The organism is Anabaena sp. EIM26 (assembly GCF_057568715.1).
Genome location: NZ_CM172472.1, coordinates 3,273,394 through 3,289,394, shown reverse-complemented (window position 1 = coordinate 3,289,394; position 16,001 = coordinate 3,273,394). Strand labels below are relative to the sequence as shown.

The following is a 16,001-nucleotide window of genomic DNA, read 5'->3' as shown; positions in this document are numbered from 1 at the left end:
TGTAACCATTTCCTGTGACTTACACGATGTCTGCTCATTCTTTACCTGAAGGTGCCGCAGTTTGGCATAGTTTGGAGGTTGATAAAGCTTTAGACCTGCTTGATAGTAACGCAGACCGTGGCTTAACACCTCAAGAAGTTGAACAACGTTTGCAAAAATACGGAACCAATGAACTAGAAGAACATGGTGGCCGTAGTCCTTGGGAGATTTTACTAGATCAGTTTACAAACATCATGTTGTTAATGCTGATTGGTGTAGCTCTCATTTCTGGTTTTTTAGATTTTTGGGCGTTGCGACAAGGTACATTAAAAGTTGGTGAGGTGCCATTTAAAGACACAATTGCGATTATGGCGATTGTTGTCCTCAATGGTATTTTGGGCTACGTGCAAGAAAGCCGTGCTGAAAAAGCCTTAGCAGCCCTGAAAAAACTATCCTCTCCCTTAGTCCGCATTATCCGTAACGGTAAGCTGGCAGATGTAGCAGGGAAAGATTTAGTACCTGGGGATGTAATGCTACTAGAAGCTGGTGTGCAAATAGCTGCTGATGGGCGCTTAATAGAACAATCAAACTTGCAGGTACGAGAATCTGCACTGACTGGCGAAGCTGAAGCTGTTAATAAGCAAGCAATACTAACGTTACCAGAAGATACGGCTTTAGGCGATCGCATTAATTTAGTTTTTCAAGGAACCGAAGTAGTCCAAGGACGGGCTAAAGTTCTTGTTACCAACACTGGCATGACAACAGAATTAGGCAAAATTGCCGCTATGTTGCAGTCGGTGGACAGTGAACCTACACCCCTACAGCAGCGCATGACTCAATTGGGTAATGTGCTGGTATCGGGTTCTTTGATACTCGTGGCAATTGTCGTAGTCGGTGGTATTATCCAAGCCAGAGGTTTTAGCAACTTACAAGATTTGCTAGAAGTTTCCCTGAGTATGGCTGTGGCTGTAGTTCCTGAAGGTTTACCTGCTGTAATTACCGTTACCCTAGCCCTAGGAACTCAGCGCATGGTACGCCACCAGGCCTTGATTCGCAAACTCCCAGCGGTAGAAACATTAGGTTCTGTCACTACCATTTGTTCCGATAAAACCGGGACTTTGACTCAAAACAAAATGGTGGTGCAGTCAGTTTATACCAATCAAAAAACTTTCCGGGTCACCGGAGAAGGTTATACTCCCACAGGAGATTTTCAGTTAGATGGACAAAACATTGATCTAGATGAAAATCCAGAAATTTCAGCTTTGCTAGTTGCTTGCGCTGTGTGTAACGACTCGGTGCTGCAAAAAGAAGCCGGTGAATGGGCTATTTTGGGCGACCCCACAGAAGGCGCTTTGGTAACATTGGCAGGAAAAGCCGGGATTGAAAAAGACCAGTGGCAAAGTAAATTACCCCGTGTATCTGAGTTTCCCTTTTCTTCAGAACGGAAGCGCATGAGTGTAATTTGTCAAGCAGAAGCAGTGGCCACAGGTGAACCGACGATGAATGGGGTTGACCCAGTAATTGCGGGATTTTTAGAATCTGAACAATATTTAATGTTTACGAAAGGTTCCCCAGAATTAACCTTGGCACGTTGTACTGAGATTTATGTGGGTAATACCTCAATCCCCATTGACAAAGAACGACGCGCTCAAATTTTGGCAGCAAATGACCAAATGGCGAGTCAAGGTTTAAGGGTATTAGGTTTTGCCTACAAACCTCTAGCAGAAGTGCCACCAGAAGCCTCAGAAGACACATCTGAAAACGATTTGGTATGGTTGGGCTTAGTGGGAATGTTGGACGCGCCACGCCCGGAAGTCAGGGCATCTGTGGCAGAATGTCGGCAAGCTGGGATTCGCCCCATTATGATTACTGGCGATCATCAATTAACAGCACGAGCGATCGCAATAGATTTAGGAATAGCTGATGCCGATGCTAGAGTTCTGACTGGTCAAGAATTGCAACGCATGACTGACCAAGAACTAGAAGAACAAGTTGATTTAGTCAGTATTTACGCCAGAGTTTCCCCAGAACACAAACTGAGAATTGTCCAAGCACTGCAACGTCGTGGTCGATTTGTGGCTATGACAGGTGATGGTGTCAACGATGCCCCTGCCCTCAAGCAAGCTGATATAGGCATCGCTATGGGCATTACAGGTACAGATGTGAGCAAAGAAGCCAGCGATATGGTATTACTAGATGACAACTTTGCCACCATAGTTGCCGCTACCAAAGAAGGTAGAGTGGTTTACACCAACATTCGCCGTTTTATTAAATACATTTTGGGTAGTAATATTGGCGAAGTTCTCACCATTGCGGCTGCACCTTTAATTGGCTTAGGAGGTGTTCCTCTCACACCGTTGCAAATTCTCTGGATGAACTTAGTCACGGATGGTTTGCCAGCTTTGGCATTAGCTGTAGAACCCCCAGAACCAGATGTCATGCAACGCCCACCTTTTAGTCCCCGCGAAAGTATTTTTGCTAGAGGGTTAGGTGCTTATATGGTTCGGATTGGGATTGTGTTTGCCGTCATTTCTATTGCGTTGATGTCTTGGGCTTATAATCACACCCATGCAGCAGGGTATCCGGGCGATCCTGATACTTGGAAAACAATGGTATTTACTACTTTGTGTATTGCCCAAATGGGTCATGCGATCGCAATTCGTTCTAACAACCAACTCACAATTGAGATGAATCCCTTCTCTAATCTTTTTGTACTAGGTTCTGTGGTTGTAACAACGATTTTGCAGTTGATGTTAGTTTACGTACCACCCCTGAGAGATTTCTTTGGTACTCATGAATTAAGTCTCTCGGAATTAGGAATTTGTGTCGGTTTTAGCGCCTTAATGTTTGTTTGGATTGAAGGAGAAAAAATATTTTTCCGCTTGATAGGTAAAAAGACTGTTTAATTTGGTGATTGGTGATTGGTGATTGGTGATTGGTGATTGGAAGAAACTCTTACCCATGACCCATGACCCATGACCCATGACCTATGACCCATGACCCATTACCCAACTTTATGTATCTGAAAACCCTACACCTCCGACAGTTTCGTAATTACCAAGACCAAAAGGTTGAGTTTAATGCTGCCAAAACAATTTTGGTGGGTAATAATGCTCAGGGAAAATCGAATTTGTTGGAGGCAGTGGAGTTGTTAGCCACATTGCGATCGCATCGCATGGCACGCGATCGTGATTTAATTAGGGATGGGGAAGCTGTAGCCCAAATCAACGCCACCCTAGAACGAGCCGCAGGTATCAGTGAATTAACCCTCACCCTTCGCCGTCATACTCGTCGTAGCGTCGCTATTAATGGCGAAATATTTCGCCGACAAATGGACTTTCTTGGTGTTATCAATGCAGTTGAGTTTTCCAGCTTAGATTTAGAACTAGTACGCGGTAGCCCCGAAAGTCGTCGTAATTGGTTAGATACACTCTTAATTCAACTCGAACCAGTTTATGCTCACATTTTGCAGCAATATAACCAGGTCTTACGTCAACGCAATGCTTTTTTAAAACGTCATATAGACAAGCCTGTTAAATTGCTACAATCAGAATTAGCAATCTGGGATGCACAGTTAGTTACCACAGGAACAAGGGTAATTATCAGAAGGGAAAGAGCTATCCAAAAATTAGCACCCATCGCCGCTGCATGGCACACTAGTATTAGCGGAAGTACAGAATTTTTGCAAATCAACTATGCACCTAATGTCCCTCTCTCCAACAATCACCCCGAAGCAGTCCAACAAGCTTTTTTAGCTAAAATTCAACAGCGTTCTGTGGCTGAATCGCATCGAGGTACTACTTTAGTCGGACCACACCGTGATGAAGTAGAATTAATTATTAACCAAACACCTGCTCGCCAATATGGCTCCCAAGGTCAGCAACGAACATTAGTTCTGGCTTTAAAATTAGCGGAATTACAATTAATTGAAGAAGTCGTCCAAGAGCCTCCTTTACTTTTACTAGATGATGTCTTAGCAGAATTAGATCCATCACGCCAAAATCAATTGCTTGATGCCATTCAAGACCGTTTCCAAACCTTAATTACTACTACTCATTTGGGTTCTTTTGACTCTCAGTGGTTAAAGTATTCGCAAATTCTCTTTGTGCAAGCAGGAGAAATAAGTGAGTCGGTGTAAATATTTATGTAAGGAGTCAGGAGTTCGGAGTTCGGAGTTCGGAGTTCGGAGTCAGGAGTCAGGAGTCAGGAGTCAGGAGTCAGAAAGAAGGAAGGAAGGAGTCAGAAGGAAGGAAGGAAGAATATTTTTCTCTTCTGTTCCCTATTACCTATTCCTTGGCATATCAAACATTCTGTATCCTGAATCCTTACATATTTATAGTAATTCATACTCATCCATTAGTAAAACCATTTGATAGAAGATTTTTATCATTTATTGATGTCTTCACCACCTTGTTCGTTGCTATAAATAAAGAATTTGAGGTTTCTCTCTCTATTTTTGGTAATTGTATTCTTAAATTATCCGGTAACTAGTTTAGAAATGAATCACAGAAATTATTTTGTAGATCAAGACGAGATTGCATCATTAAGTGCATCATTGAGAACTATTGAACCAAGGCTACTGAAACCTTGTCTACAAGCAAATACAGTAAAAATTTGGTTACAAGGAGGAGAACCTTATTTTGATATTTTTTTGGAATTAAAAGATGAGCAAATTATCTGGTTTCAATTCACATTACGTGGTAAGTCCCTTTCTTGGCATATTGATAATACTAAATTACAAACAGGTGTGACTAATGAATTATCTGTTGATGATGTTAATTTTTATGCGGCTAGTAAAACTATAAACAATGATGATATATCTGATATTGAATTTATTAATATAGTAAAATCAATTCTTCAAACAAGAGCAGATGAAGAAATTTTTGCCAAGGCATTGACATTGTTTACTTTTACAAATGACTAATATAGCGATTTTATTTGAGTTGAGAATTGATTGGTATGGGCAGGGAATAGGGAATAGGGAACAGAACCAGAAAAATATTCTTCCTTCCTTCCTTCTTTCTTTCTGACTCCGAACTCTGAACTCCGAACTCCTGACTCCTGACTCCTGACTCCTGACTCCTGACTCCGAACTCCGAACTCCGAACTCCTGAATTCTTCCGTTTGACTAATGAGATTTTTCTACTTTTTTAACAAGATTGAGAACCACAACCGTCAACACAGCACCAATTAATCCTAGCTGCCATAAACCACACCCAGAAGCAATGCCTAAAGATGCTGCAACCCATATAGCTGCCGCAGAAGTAAGTCCATGAATTTCTGCTAATTTAGGTTGTTGAGAAGATGAACGCAAAATTTCTCCCGTACCGAGAAAGCCCACTCCGGCAGCAATACCTTGAATAACACGACTAAGAGCATCGGGATTTATGTCTTTTCCACCTATTTGGATAGCAATAATAGTAAATATGGCTGAACCCAAAGTTACTAACATATGAGTTCGTAAACCTGCTGGTTTGTCTCTCAGTTGACGTTCCAAGCCGATCATTCCACCCATCAACAATGCAAAACATAGTCGAAAGCAGATATTTACCCAATCATTGCTGGCAATGTAGTAAGAGGTTATCAATGATGTCGGTTGTATAAATAATGCTATAACTACTTTAAACTAAATTGAGTGCCTGATAATGTGGTTAAAGGAGTAAGATATTTTGGCGATCGCTTCTTTGATGGGTGAAACAGCTACTCATCGGTAGATAATAATAATTGCAACTCCACAACTGACACCTAAATAATTGAGTGGAACAACTCTACTGGCTTGACCAAATTAAATTACAAGACCGCGCCAAAGTTGGTGATAAAGCGTTTTATTTGAGCAGAATTATGCAGCGGGGCTATCCAGTAATGCCTGGTTTTGTAGTTTCGGCAGATGTTTGGCGGCAATTTCTAGAAACCCTCAATAGTTCAGAGTCTTTAGTAGCTGATTTGCCCTATTCTTCCCTGCATTTGGATGTAGCTAATTGGCAACAACTTCAACAGGTGGCTGGTCGCTTGCGGGAGGAAATTATTTCGGCTCATGTGCCACAGCATTGGGTGAGTACGATTTTTGAGGCTGCGAGAATGTGGGAAAAGAAATGTTTAATTTTGCGTCCAACATTAGCGGTATCATCTGTTACCCAGGCGGTGGGAAATATTTCTGGCTTGCTGGAGTCGGTGTTTTGTTTATGTAATGAGGAAGCGATCGCTCAAGCATTAAAGGCTGTGTGGAGTCAGTTGTTTCGTGCCAGAAGTCTACTATATTGGCAGAGTGTAGGTATTAATTTACAAAAAATTAATTTAGCGGTGTTGGTACAACCAGTTGAAAATGCGATCGCTTCTGGTTTATTCAACGCTAACGCCTTAAGCTCAGAAATTGAGGCCGCTTGTGGATTAGGAGTAGCAATTACCAATGGTGAAGTATTACCAGATGTTCACTATATCCACGAAAAAACAGGAGTTGTCAAAGAACAACAATTAGGAAATAAAATTCTTGCTTATTATGTTCATGATTCTACATCTGTCACTACAGGGGAATCCCTTACAGATAACAATTGTTTGCTTGTCTCTCTACTGAGTGAATATCAACAAAAACAGTATGCTTTATCAGAAAATCACTTACAACAAGTAATTATTTTAGGTAATCAACTAGTGAGTGAACTAGGTGCAAAGTTAACAATGAAGTGGACAATTACCGAAGCAACTTCAGACCCCAAACTCTACATCACTCAAGTTAGTACCCTTCCATCTGTAATCCCCAGCTTACACTTCCTCAAAGGCATAGGGGCTGCTAGGGGACGTGTGCAGGCTAATGCTTATGTGATTGTGAGTTCCCAGCCCAAACCAGCGCAAATCCCCAAAGGCGTGATTGTAATTGCACCAGCAATCACACCTGATTGGTTGCCTTTATTACATGAGGTAGCGGGAATTATTACAGAAAGAGGTGGACTAACAAGTCATGGGGCAATTTTGTCTAGAGAATTGGGTATTCCGGCTGTAGTCAACGCCACAAATGCTACTAACCTGATTCAAACTGGTGAACTAATATTGCTTGATGGTGAGAGAGGAGAGGTTTATCGTAGCAGAGGAGAGGGTGATAAAGTTTTTGATGGTGAGGTGGAAATATGGGGAGATGGTGAGAAAATCTCATTACCCAAAAACACCACTGCACCACAGGATGATAAGTCACAACAGTCTCAGTACGGATTTAGCAATGCTAAACACTTACCCATGATTGCTACTCAACTATTAGTTAATCTCAGTCAGCCTAACCTGATTGAAAAAGTCCAAAATTTACCTGTAGATGGTGTGGGATTGTTACGTTCAGAATTGATGATATTGAATATTTTGGAGGGACAAAATCCTCATGCTTGGCTTTTGGGTGGCAGACAAACAGAATTATTAGAAACTTTATCTGAGCAGATTAAAAAATTTGCGCGGGCTTTTGCACCACGTCCGGTTTTATATCGGTCTTTGGATTGGAGAACCCAAGATTTACCTTCATTAAGTGATAATAAACAATCTTCATCACAATCAATGCTTGGTGAACATGGGGCTTTAAGTTATGTACGCAATCCCGCAATTTTTGAATTAGAATTAAAGGCTTTGAAGGCTGTACAAAAAAGCGGTTATAGTAATATAAATTTAATGTTGCCTTTTGTGCGGACTGTGGAAGAATTTGTATTTTGTCGGCATAAAGTTGAGCAAGCTGGTTTAACCCAGAATTCCTTTTTTCAATTATGGATAATGGCAGAAGTACCAAGTGTGCTGTTTTTATTGCCAGAATATATTAAAGCAGGTGTGGCAGGTATTTCTATTGGCACCAATGACCTCACGCAATTAATGTTAGGGGTGGATAGAGAGCAAGGAGAACTAGCAAATATATTTGATGAGCGTCATCCAGCGGTTATGGGTGCGATCGCTCAATTGATTAAAACAGCCAAAGCTGGGGGGATTCCTTGTTCAATCTGCGGTCAAGCACCAGCACTGTATCCAGAGATTATTGATAAATTGGTAGAATGGGGTATTACTTCTATTTCAGTGGAACCGGAAGCGGTGGAAAGGACATATAGTGCGATCGCTCGTGCAGAACATCGGTTAATTTTAGCAGCAGCACGCAGGCAACTGGGCAATTAAAAATTATAAGACAGACTTATTCAAATTTGGTTGCTGAAATATAGCTACTCATTCAAGATATAATTGATTTTATGCCTTTAACTAATCTTTCTATCCCTAATTTTGCTGTTTCTTGTTGCAATGCACCATAAGCAACGCGTAAATAACAACCGTCTTTCATGCCAAATGTAGTACCGGGGATAACTGCTACTTGATGTTCTTGAATTAATCTTTTAACTAATTCAAAAGCATCTATTTGGGTATGCACTTTCAAGAAAAAGTAGAAAGCACCGTCTGCGGGGGTAATGGTACATACACCTTGGAGTTGACTGAGTGTGTTTAAAACTAGTTGTCTAACTTGTGCGATCGCTCTGATATGATCTCTTAAGTAGTCGTCTTTTGCTTGTAATGCCCCTACAGCAGCATATTGGGAAACCACAGGAGGACAAATCAAAATCGTATCTTGTACTTTTTTCACAGCATTTAGCAGGTGTTGGGGAATCACCATATAGCCAATACGCCAACTAGCAAAACCGTAAGCTTTAGAAAGACTATAAAGCGAAATTGTATATTCACTACTTCCCAAAAATGCACCAGGGGAAATGTGTTTTACTCCATCATAGGTAAAATATTCATAGGCTTCATCACTAATATGATAAATACCTCGTTCCCGACAAATTTCATTAACTTGTTTTAATGCTGTTTCTGAATAAACTACCCCTGTGGGATTATTCGGCGAAATTGTAACGACAGCGCGGGTTTTCTGCGTAATTGCTTGAGCTATTGCTTCAGGAACTAATTGATAATTTTCATCTGTTTCCACTAATACCGGATGACAACCCGCCATTTTTATCGCCATTTCATGATTGAAATAGTATGGTGTATTTAATATAATTTCATCACCTGGAGAAGTAATTGCTAAAATGGCATTCATAAAACCCATATTGCTGCCCGCTGTGACAACAATACAATTTTCTTCATTAATATCAATGCCATTAAAATTTGATAACTTGGCTGTTAATACTGTGATTAATTCGGGAATACCTACAACTGCTTTATAAAGATGATTTGTGGGTTCAGCGAGGAATTTTGGTAATAGTTCTATTACTTCCATTGGTGGGCTATAGTAAACTACACCTTGTCCGAGAGAAATTGTACCGGGAGAGTTTTTAATAAGTTCTCCAACAACTGGAATAATTGGCGATTGGATCGCATTCATACGAGAAAATGGGGAATTCATAATTCTTAATTCGTAAATATTACAAGACTTAGATAAAATGGTATATGGTGGGCAATGCTCACTATATATAGTATATAGGAATTCTAAATTCTATATTATAAAAAATAATAGGTATGTGTGGTATCTTATTCAAGAAGATCAACATTTATTAAAAGATTGAATATATAGGGTGCTTCATGCGTAGAGATTCTATTTTTTATAAACTATTCCAACAATATCCATCTGTGCTATTTCAACTATTAGCACAACCACCAAAGAATGCAGATAATTATAGATTTGATTCTGTCGCAGTAAAAGAACCTAAATTTGAAATTGATGGTGTATTCTTACCGCCGGAAAATGATAGTCCGGGAATAGTATATTTTTGTGAGGTACAATTTCAAAAAGATGAACAACTTTATGAAAGAGTATTTGCCGAATCTCATTTATATTTCTACCGTAACCGGAATAGATTTAGCGATTGGCAAGCAGTAGTAATTTATCCATCTCGCAACACAGAACAAGGTGATATTTACCCTCATCGGGCATTGCTAAACAGTGACCAAGTACATAGAATATACTTAGATGAGTTGGGAGATATTCACCAATTACCTGTATGGGTAGCATTAATGGTACTGACAACTCTAGAGGAGAGTCAAGCACAAGAAGCAGCCAGGTATTTGTTAACAAAAACTAATCAAGAAATGTCATCTTTATCAAGTCAGGTCATAATAGAAATGATCACGACGATAATGATGTACAAATTTGAACAACTTACATTAAGGGAGGTTGAAGTCATGCTGGGAATTTCACTAGAAAGAAGTCGCGCTTATAGAGAAATTAAACAAGAAGGACGAGAAGAAGGACTACAACAAGCAACTTTAAATCTAGTTATTAGACAGTTAACAAAACGTTTTGGAGAATTACCAAAAGAAATACGCAATTCTATTTCTGCTTTACCTTTACCTGTAATGGAAAATTTGAGTGAAGCATTGTTAGATTTTAGCAGTTTAAATGATTTACAAGTTTGGTTAGCAGCAGTTGAAAACTAACTTCATGGTAGGGGTTTAGCAATGCTAAACCCTTAAATTAGTTAATATTTACAAATAAAGTATCTAATTATAGTGAATTCTAACTACTCAGTGGGGTAGGAAAGCGGATATCATAATTCAATTGGGCAATATTTGCACTTTGATGAATTGGTAAAACATATTCTAAATTTTCATGGGGACGGGGAATAATGTGATGGGAAAGTATTTCACCACCATTAACTTTTAAAACCGATTCTAATCCCTGATTTACTGCCATATTCACTTCACCGATATCACCACGAATTAAAATCGTAATTCTTCCTAAATCGGTGTTTTCATAACCAACAAAAGTGATACGGGCAGCTTTACACATTGCGTCTGCTGCTTCCACTGCTGCGGGAACTCCGTATACTTCTATCATGCCCAATGCTAATGTCAATTTCGTTTTACTCCTATTCAAATCTATTGATAATTTTCTGGAATACCTGCGGGTGATAAACCTGAAATAGCTCTCAAGTTTTGACAACGAATTAATTCGTTAAAGTCTAAACCAGAACGTCCTTCTATCTTGGCTACCGTCTCGATGGCGGTTAACAAATGCTGGGCGGCTTCTGTTTCTGAATAATTGCGTCTTTGGGCAATGAGAAGGGCGGTTTTATCGGCGGTTATTTCTGACTCTTGTGATTGATTCATGCGCCATATCCGTACCCCAGCGACAGCACTTAATCCCCCAGCGATAGCGACACCAACCACATCAGATTGTGCAACTTCCACCACTCCACCTAATAACCCTGCTAAAACCACACCTTGATAAATATCTGGTTTTATCCACTTCACCCCAGTCAACCAACTAACTTGATGTAGCAGTAGCAAATCCCGTTGCGGTTTAGTTAAACGTCGCCACAAATCGAAATTAATATATATCGGGCGTTCTCGATTCCAGGGTAAGGGAAAAGCCGCATCTATGACCTTTTTTTGCTCTGGTTTACTGACGATTTTGGTCATCATGCGTCCAGAAGCCGGCATCACATCTAACAAACGGCGAATTTCAATATTTGGCTCCATCGTGTCTGTTTTTAGGCATAATAATATTTGTATATTAAATTACTACCAAGACTTCACTGCAAAGATTTTAATTATATGGATGCTTTTGCTCCCACTCCACCAGAATGGACACATCAGGCTATTCACGCTTATGAATTTTGCTGCCCCAAATGTCACTCCAGTAGTCGCGAAGCGGTAGAAGTTTGGCTAAATAGGCGATCGCCTGTCAGCACCGCAGATCATCGTCGCAAGTGGCAAGAATTCTACCATTGTCATTGTGGTCATGTTTGGTGGGCTTGGAGTAATGACAGGCCACCGACAGATTTCAAGTAGGTTGTGTAGCCCGCGTCAGCGGGTGAAGAATTATAAATTATTACTCCCAGTGGTAGTAAAACAATTAAAGTTACACCTCCAAAAACAAGGAGTAAATAATGTTTGTAACCAAATTATATACAGACAACTGGACAGGAAACAGAAATGAAGAAAATTGCATTGAAAATCCCAGTTGGCAACAAATCAAAACAGCTATTTGTGAATTAGATGGTAGCACTAAAACGTTAGTCAGTTTAGAAGCTGATGATGAAAGTTATATGATGATTGGTGGAGGTAATGCAGGTAAATATGTTGTGACGACTACTTTAGATAACGAGATTTTTTATTCTCTCTTGCGTCAGGTTGATATATCTAAATCACATACTTCTGCTCAAAAAATCAATTTATCTATTTTTTATCAAGCATTAATAAATACAAATAACGATATTCAAAAATTAACGGTGGGTGGACAAGAAGGAAATTATCCTGCGAAAATTTGTGTTAATTTACCCCAATGCTTAATAGCTGCAATCACTTTTTATGAATCAGGTGAACTTGAACCTTTGTTTACCTGGGAAGAAGATGAATCTTTAGTTACTGCATAAATCGCCTGTCGCCACCTCAGATCATCGTCGTAAGTTGCAAACCATGTCCCTAATAAATCTATTCTTGCTTACGGTCAAATTTGGAATAATGGTGGTTTTAAGTGCGTTTCCCAAAGAACTGGACTCACTTGCACTAATACTAATAATATTAGTTTCTTTCTAAGTCGGGAAAAATGGCGAGTCCTGGGTATTTCACAACCTTAGTTTTTTGAAATCGGTGTTTTTTGCCTAATACAATTTCTTTGTGAGGCTGCACCGAATTTTTTGACCTTTTCTTTTCTGTCTCTGCGCCTCTGCGATTAGTTTATCTTTTATAGGGTTCTATTTCTGCAAAGGGTAATAATAAAGTGTCTTCTATATACTGGCGTACATCACGGCTGACATAACAATCACTATTTAAGCAATCTGCTAATAATTTATTGGAATCATAATATTGTTGTAGTAATCCTTTTTGTTCTTTGCTGAATTGCCAATCATGACCAATATTGCGATGTTTAATCATAACATTTTTTAATTCTTCAGTCCAATCTTTACCATTAGTTCGCCACCAATTTTTATAAGCTTCTTTATCTTCGTTTATATTTGGTAGTTGCTCTTTCAGTTGTTGTAGAGAATTTCTGATTTCTGGGTTGAGGGAGAGGTCGAGGGAGAGGGATCGGGAGAGGGAGAGGTCGAGGGAGAGGTCGAGGGATTGGGGGAGGGAGAGGGAGAGGGAGAGGGAGAGGGAGAGGGAGAGGGAGAGGGAGAGGTCGAGGGAGAGGTCGAGGGATTGGGAGAGGGAGAGGTCCAGGGAGAGGGAGAGGTCGAGGGAGAGGCCAAAATAGAAAGCTCTAACTGCTGCTGATTTGTAAGAAACCTGAACGGAAAGAGACTTATTTTTTACCCAGATGAGAAACTGCTGTAACTTCTGATCCTTACTTACTAATTCATCAATTGTATCCTTCATTAATAGCAATAAACGGTCGGCATTAGGTGACATCCCCACGGCTAATAAACAAACTTCCCGCCAGCGTTTTTCAGTAAAATGATTAACCAGACTTTGTAAAGCATCATCTGATGACTGTTTGACAATTACAAATTCTCTAGCTGTGAAATATTCATGAAATGTCAAATGAGAAAAAGAATAAATACCTTTTGCTCTTTCTACTAATAATCCATGTTGAGCTTCAATTGATTTGAGAATTTTTTCACTATCCAGTTGCAATGCTTCTGGGTCATTATTGGCATCTGGTAAATTTCTAATATATTCTATGATGTATTGTTCTGCTGCTTTCTGCTTGAAGAAATATTCACTACCATCAAAGGTAGTCAAAGCAATTTTACTTAGCAAGTCTTCCTTGCGTTGCACTGATAGTTTTTTGTAAATCTTTTCACGTTGAATACCCCGCTTGGCATCCCATTTTTTTAGCAGTGCATCCAGTCCTTCTTTGTATAACTCAGAACGATTTGCGGGAAAATCTCCTGATTCTTCAAATGCTAAACATAGTAAAGTAAGAAGTAAGGGACTAGAGGCTAGTTCTTGAATAGGTTTATTATTTTCAATGTGTTTAATAAAATTCTCTGGTTTGACAGGCTTATTTTTAAACCAGTTAGTTGCAAAAGTAGCAATTTGTTCATTATCAAAATCAGCAACTTCTACCTCTGTGAATTTCTCAAAAGTGTATTCTTTCGCAGCAATGCGACAAGTCATCACAAATTGATTTTGCTGAAAATCTCTGGAAAAATTATTAATTTCTTTTAAAATGCGGTTGTTATCTTCTTCTCTAACCTCATCTAAACCATCAAGTAGAATCAATATTCTCCCTTGAGTTAATAATTTTTCTGCATCCTGAGAACTAAAATATCTAATTGACCCTTCTGCAATGATAAATTTTAATAAGCTTGGTGTATTATCCGCTTCGGCAAAGTTTTTGAGAGTGACAAAAATCGGCACAAGATGGGAATGAAATACACCCTCGATACATTGAATTGCTAAATATTTCAAAAATGTAGTTTTACCTGCACCTGGCTTTCCCAAAATCATCAACTTGGGATGTTCCTTCACTGCGTCCAGTCCAGGTACTCTCTCGATACTAATTTTCCCCATTCCAAAGCGGTCAAAATCTTCTTTAGTACATTGCTGGAATAAGTCTTCAATTTTTAGTCGTTGTCTTCCAGTGATTGTTTCTAAAATGTTGACGCTAGTGTAGATATCATTTAAACCTATTGGCTTCGTCATATCTAGCACTCGCATTGTGCCGCAGCGTTCTTGAATGAGGGGTTTTATCTTGGTGCGTACTTCTTGGACAAGGGTATCTATATCAATGCTGTTTTCTTGATTTGCTTCTGTTTCTGGTTCGTTGACTTGAGTAACTACCTGTTCCCAGTCCAGTTCTAACCTTTCGCAAATTTGGACAAAGAGATTACGGTCAACTGTTTTACCTGTCAAGAATTTACCAATTGGTTGACGAGTGACGTTTAACTCTTCAGCTAATGCCTTTTGAGTTAACGAAAAGCGGATTAAAGCCTTTTTTGCTTTTTGGATACCTTCTGGAGAACAGGAAAGGGAACGACCCATCATAATCTAACCACAGCACTTTTACTGATTTTAACCGCCAATTTGGTAATTCATCCTTTCCGCATACACAAGTCACTCAGATCACAAACCTTGCTGCAACTCGATTGCAACCATTCACCTGTCAATCTAGAGATGTAAATAAATGATTGGGGAATCGGTCAATGTTAAATAAGAAATTTCCTTCTAGAGAAGATGTTTTAGCTGCTGTCACCCTAATTATGGTGATTGGTTCTTTAACTCTCGCTGTTATCGACGAAAAAAGCCGTCCTCAATTTATGGATTTAACTAAGTTTGCTGTCGGTACATATATCGGTTTATTAATACCTCGTTCAAAGGGCAATTAGAAAAGATATCTCCGCAAAATAATGTAGAGACGTTCTATGTATCGTCTCTACAACATATATGGTTCCATTAGCCTTTAAAAATAACTATAGTCATCAAAGCTGAAAAATCTGCTCAACAGTCAAATTCAGTTCTGGGAATGTCGGCGATTTTAAGGTTTCATTTCCCCGGAATTGAGTAACTTGATATTCTCCTTCTAGTAATTCATAAACAGAAATAGTCGGTTGTTTAGGATTACCAATGAAATTTCTACCACCCAAAGCTAAATAATCAAAAATCCAATATTCAGGAATACCTAACTCTTCATACTCACCTAGTTTTTTGAAATAATCATCACGCCAATTTGTACTGACAACTTCAATGATTAATTTGACTGAATTTCCTTGAGTGATAATTGATTCAGCTTCCCATCTTGGTTCGTTGACAAGGGCTGCTTCATCTAAAACTATCACATCTGGTTCATATCCAGATTTCCCGTCTAGAGATTTAATGATACATTCTCTAGGTATAAAGAAGGGTAATTGCGATCGCTTAATTTCCACAAATAGCTCACCAGAGATAAATCCTGCGAGTTTGGAATGCTTACCTTTTGGTTTTGGCATTTCCACAATTACTCCATCATGCAACTCATAACGGTGATCTGTGTTTTCTGGATACCAGGAGATAAATTCGTCTAATGTGACTTCTTTCTGTAGAGTCTGAGTCATTGTTGCTGTTTCTCCCCAGATTGACAATGTTTGCATTGATGCTTGATAGACTTAAAACAGTAGAGATTTGAACTTTGATAAGATTACGAAAACTTC

General features: G+C 39.3%; 15 protein-coding genes. 9 read left to right on the top strand and 6 right to left on the bottom strand.

Features of this window, described 5'->3' with window-relative positions:
• Positions 1 to 26 precede the first annotated feature (26 nt).
• The 4 genes from AC012T_RS14290 (at position 27) to AC012T_RS14275 (ending at position 4,903) form a co-directional block, all read left to right on the top strand.
• Complete coding sequence (locus tag AC012T_RS14290; RefSeq protein ID WP_487066589.1) at positions 27 to 2,885, top strand: cation-translocating P-type ATPase; 2,859 nt, start codon at positions 27 to 29, stop codon at positions 2,883 to 2,885.
• Positions 2,886 to 2,995: 110 nt separating this feature from the next.
• Positions 2,996 to 4,117, top strand: a complete 1,122-nt coding sequence (recF, locus tag AC012T_RS14285) for a DNA replication/repair protein RecF (RefSeq protein WP_487066587.1) — start codon at positions 2,996 to 2,998, stop codon at positions 4,115 to 4,117.
• On the top strand, positions 4,104 to 4,352 hold the full coding sequence (locus AC012T_RS14280) for a hypothetical protein (protein ID WP_487059289.1): 249 nt from the start codon (positions 4,104 to 4,106) through the stop codon (positions 4,350 to 4,352). The genes recF and AC012T_RS14280 overlap by 14 nt, the downstream gene beginning before the upstream one ends.
• Before the next feature lie 125 nt (positions 4,353 to 4,477).
• A complete protein-coding gene (locus AC012T_RS14275) occupies positions 4,478 to 4,903 on the top strand; it encodes a hypothetical protein (protein ID WP_487059287.1) in 426 nt (141 codons plus the stop codon).
• A gap of 204 nt (positions 4,904 to 5,107) precedes the next feature.
• On the opposite strand, the gene AC012T_RS14270 is transcribed toward AC012T_RS14275, so the two are convergent.
• Entirely contained in the window at positions 5,108 to 5,566 is a 459-nt protein-coding gene (locus AC012T_RS14270) for an MgtC/SapB family protein (protein ID WP_487059285.1), read from the bottom strand.
• Between the two features lie 170 nt (positions 5,567 to 5,736).
• Here AC012T_RS14270 and AC012T_RS14265 point away from each other — a divergent pair, with 170 nt between their 5' ends.
• On the top strand, positions 5,737 to 8,109 hold the full coding sequence (locus AC012T_RS14265; protein WP_487059283.1) for a putative PEP-binding protein: 2,373 nt from the start codon (positions 5,737 to 5,739) through the stop codon (positions 8,107 to 8,109).
• 52 nt (positions 8,110 to 8,161) lie between these two features.
• Here AC012T_RS14265 and AC012T_RS14260 read toward each other — a convergent pair whose 3' ends face one another.
• Positions 8,162 to 9,328, bottom strand: a complete 1,167-nt coding sequence (locus AC012T_RS14260; protein WP_487059281.1) for a pyridoxal phosphate-dependent aminotransferase — start codon at positions 9,326 to 9,328, stop codon at positions 8,162 to 8,164.
• A 176-nt stretch (positions 9,329 to 9,504) separates the two neighbouring features.
• Here AC012T_RS14260 and AC012T_RS14255 point away from each other — a divergent pair, with 176 nt between their 5' ends.
• Positions 9,505 to 10,359, top strand: a complete 855-nt coding sequence (locus AC012T_RS14255) for an Rpn family recombination-promoting nuclease/putative transposase (RefSeq protein WP_487059279.1) — start codon at positions 9,505 to 9,507, stop codon at positions 10,357 to 10,359.
• Between the two features lie 79 nt (positions 10,360 to 10,438).
• On the opposite strand, the gene AC012T_RS14250 is transcribed toward AC012T_RS14255, so the two are convergent.
• Both AC012T_RS14250 and AC012T_RS14245 read right to left on the bottom strand, forming a co-directional pair.
• Positions 10,439 to 10,777: a carbon dioxide-concentrating mechanism protein CcmK gene (locus tag AC012T_RS14250; RefSeq protein WP_487059277.1), complete on the bottom strand. Its 339-nt coding sequence runs from the start codon at positions 10,775 to 10,777 to the stop codon at positions 10,439 to 10,441.
• A gap of 23 nt (positions 10,778 to 10,800) precedes the next feature.
• Positions 10,801 to 11,403, bottom strand: a complete 603-nt coding sequence (locus AC012T_RS14245) for a DUF3318 domain-containing protein (protein ID WP_487059275.1) — start codon at positions 11,401 to 11,403, stop codon at positions 10,801 to 10,803.
• 75 nt (positions 11,404 to 11,478) lie between these two features.
• Here AC012T_RS14245 and AC012T_RS14240 point away from each other — a divergent pair, with 75 nt between their 5' ends.
• Together AC012T_RS14240 and AC012T_RS14235 are read left to right on the top strand one after the other, a co-directional pair.
• Positions 11,479 to 11,715 carry a hypothetical protein gene (locus AC012T_RS14240; protein WP_487059273.1) on the top strand — a complete coding sequence of 79 codons (237 nt, stop codon included), beginning with the start codon at positions 11,479 to 11,481 and terminating at the stop codon, positions 11,713 to 11,715.
• Between the two features lie 98 nt (positions 11,716 to 11,813).
• The gene (locus AC012T_RS14235; protein ID WP_487059271.1) at positions 11,814 to 12,299 is read left to right on the top strand and encodes a hypothetical protein; all 486 of its coding nucleotides are present in this window, start codon (positions 11,814 to 11,816) and stop codon (positions 12,297 to 12,299) included.
• A 304-nt stretch (positions 12,300 to 12,603) separates the two neighbouring features.
• On the opposite strand, the gene AC012T_RS14230 is transcribed toward AC012T_RS14235, so the two are convergent.
• Positions 12,604 to 14,859: an NACHT domain-containing protein gene (locus AC012T_RS14230; protein ID WP_487059269.1), complete on the bottom strand. Its 2,256-nt coding sequence runs from the start codon at positions 14,857 to 14,859 to the stop codon at positions 12,604 to 12,606.
• Positions 14,860 to 15,017: 158 nt separating this feature from the next.
• Here AC012T_RS14230 and AC012T_RS14225 point away from each other — a divergent pair, with 158 nt between their 5' ends.
• Positions 15,018 to 15,200 carry a hypothetical protein gene (locus AC012T_RS14225; RefSeq protein WP_487059267.1) on the top strand — a complete coding sequence of 61 codons (183 nt, stop codon included), beginning with the start codon at positions 15,018 to 15,020 and terminating at the stop codon, positions 15,198 to 15,200.
• Between the two features lie 93 nt (positions 15,201 to 15,293).
• On the opposite strand, the gene AC012T_RS14220 is transcribed toward AC012T_RS14225, so the two are convergent.
• On the bottom strand, positions 15,294 to 15,905 hold the full coding sequence (locus AC012T_RS14220) for a Uma2 family endonuclease (protein ID WP_487059265.1): 612 nt from the start codon (positions 15,903 to 15,905) through the stop codon (positions 15,294 to 15,296).
• Between the last annotated feature and the right edge of the window lie 96 nt (positions 15,906 to 16,001).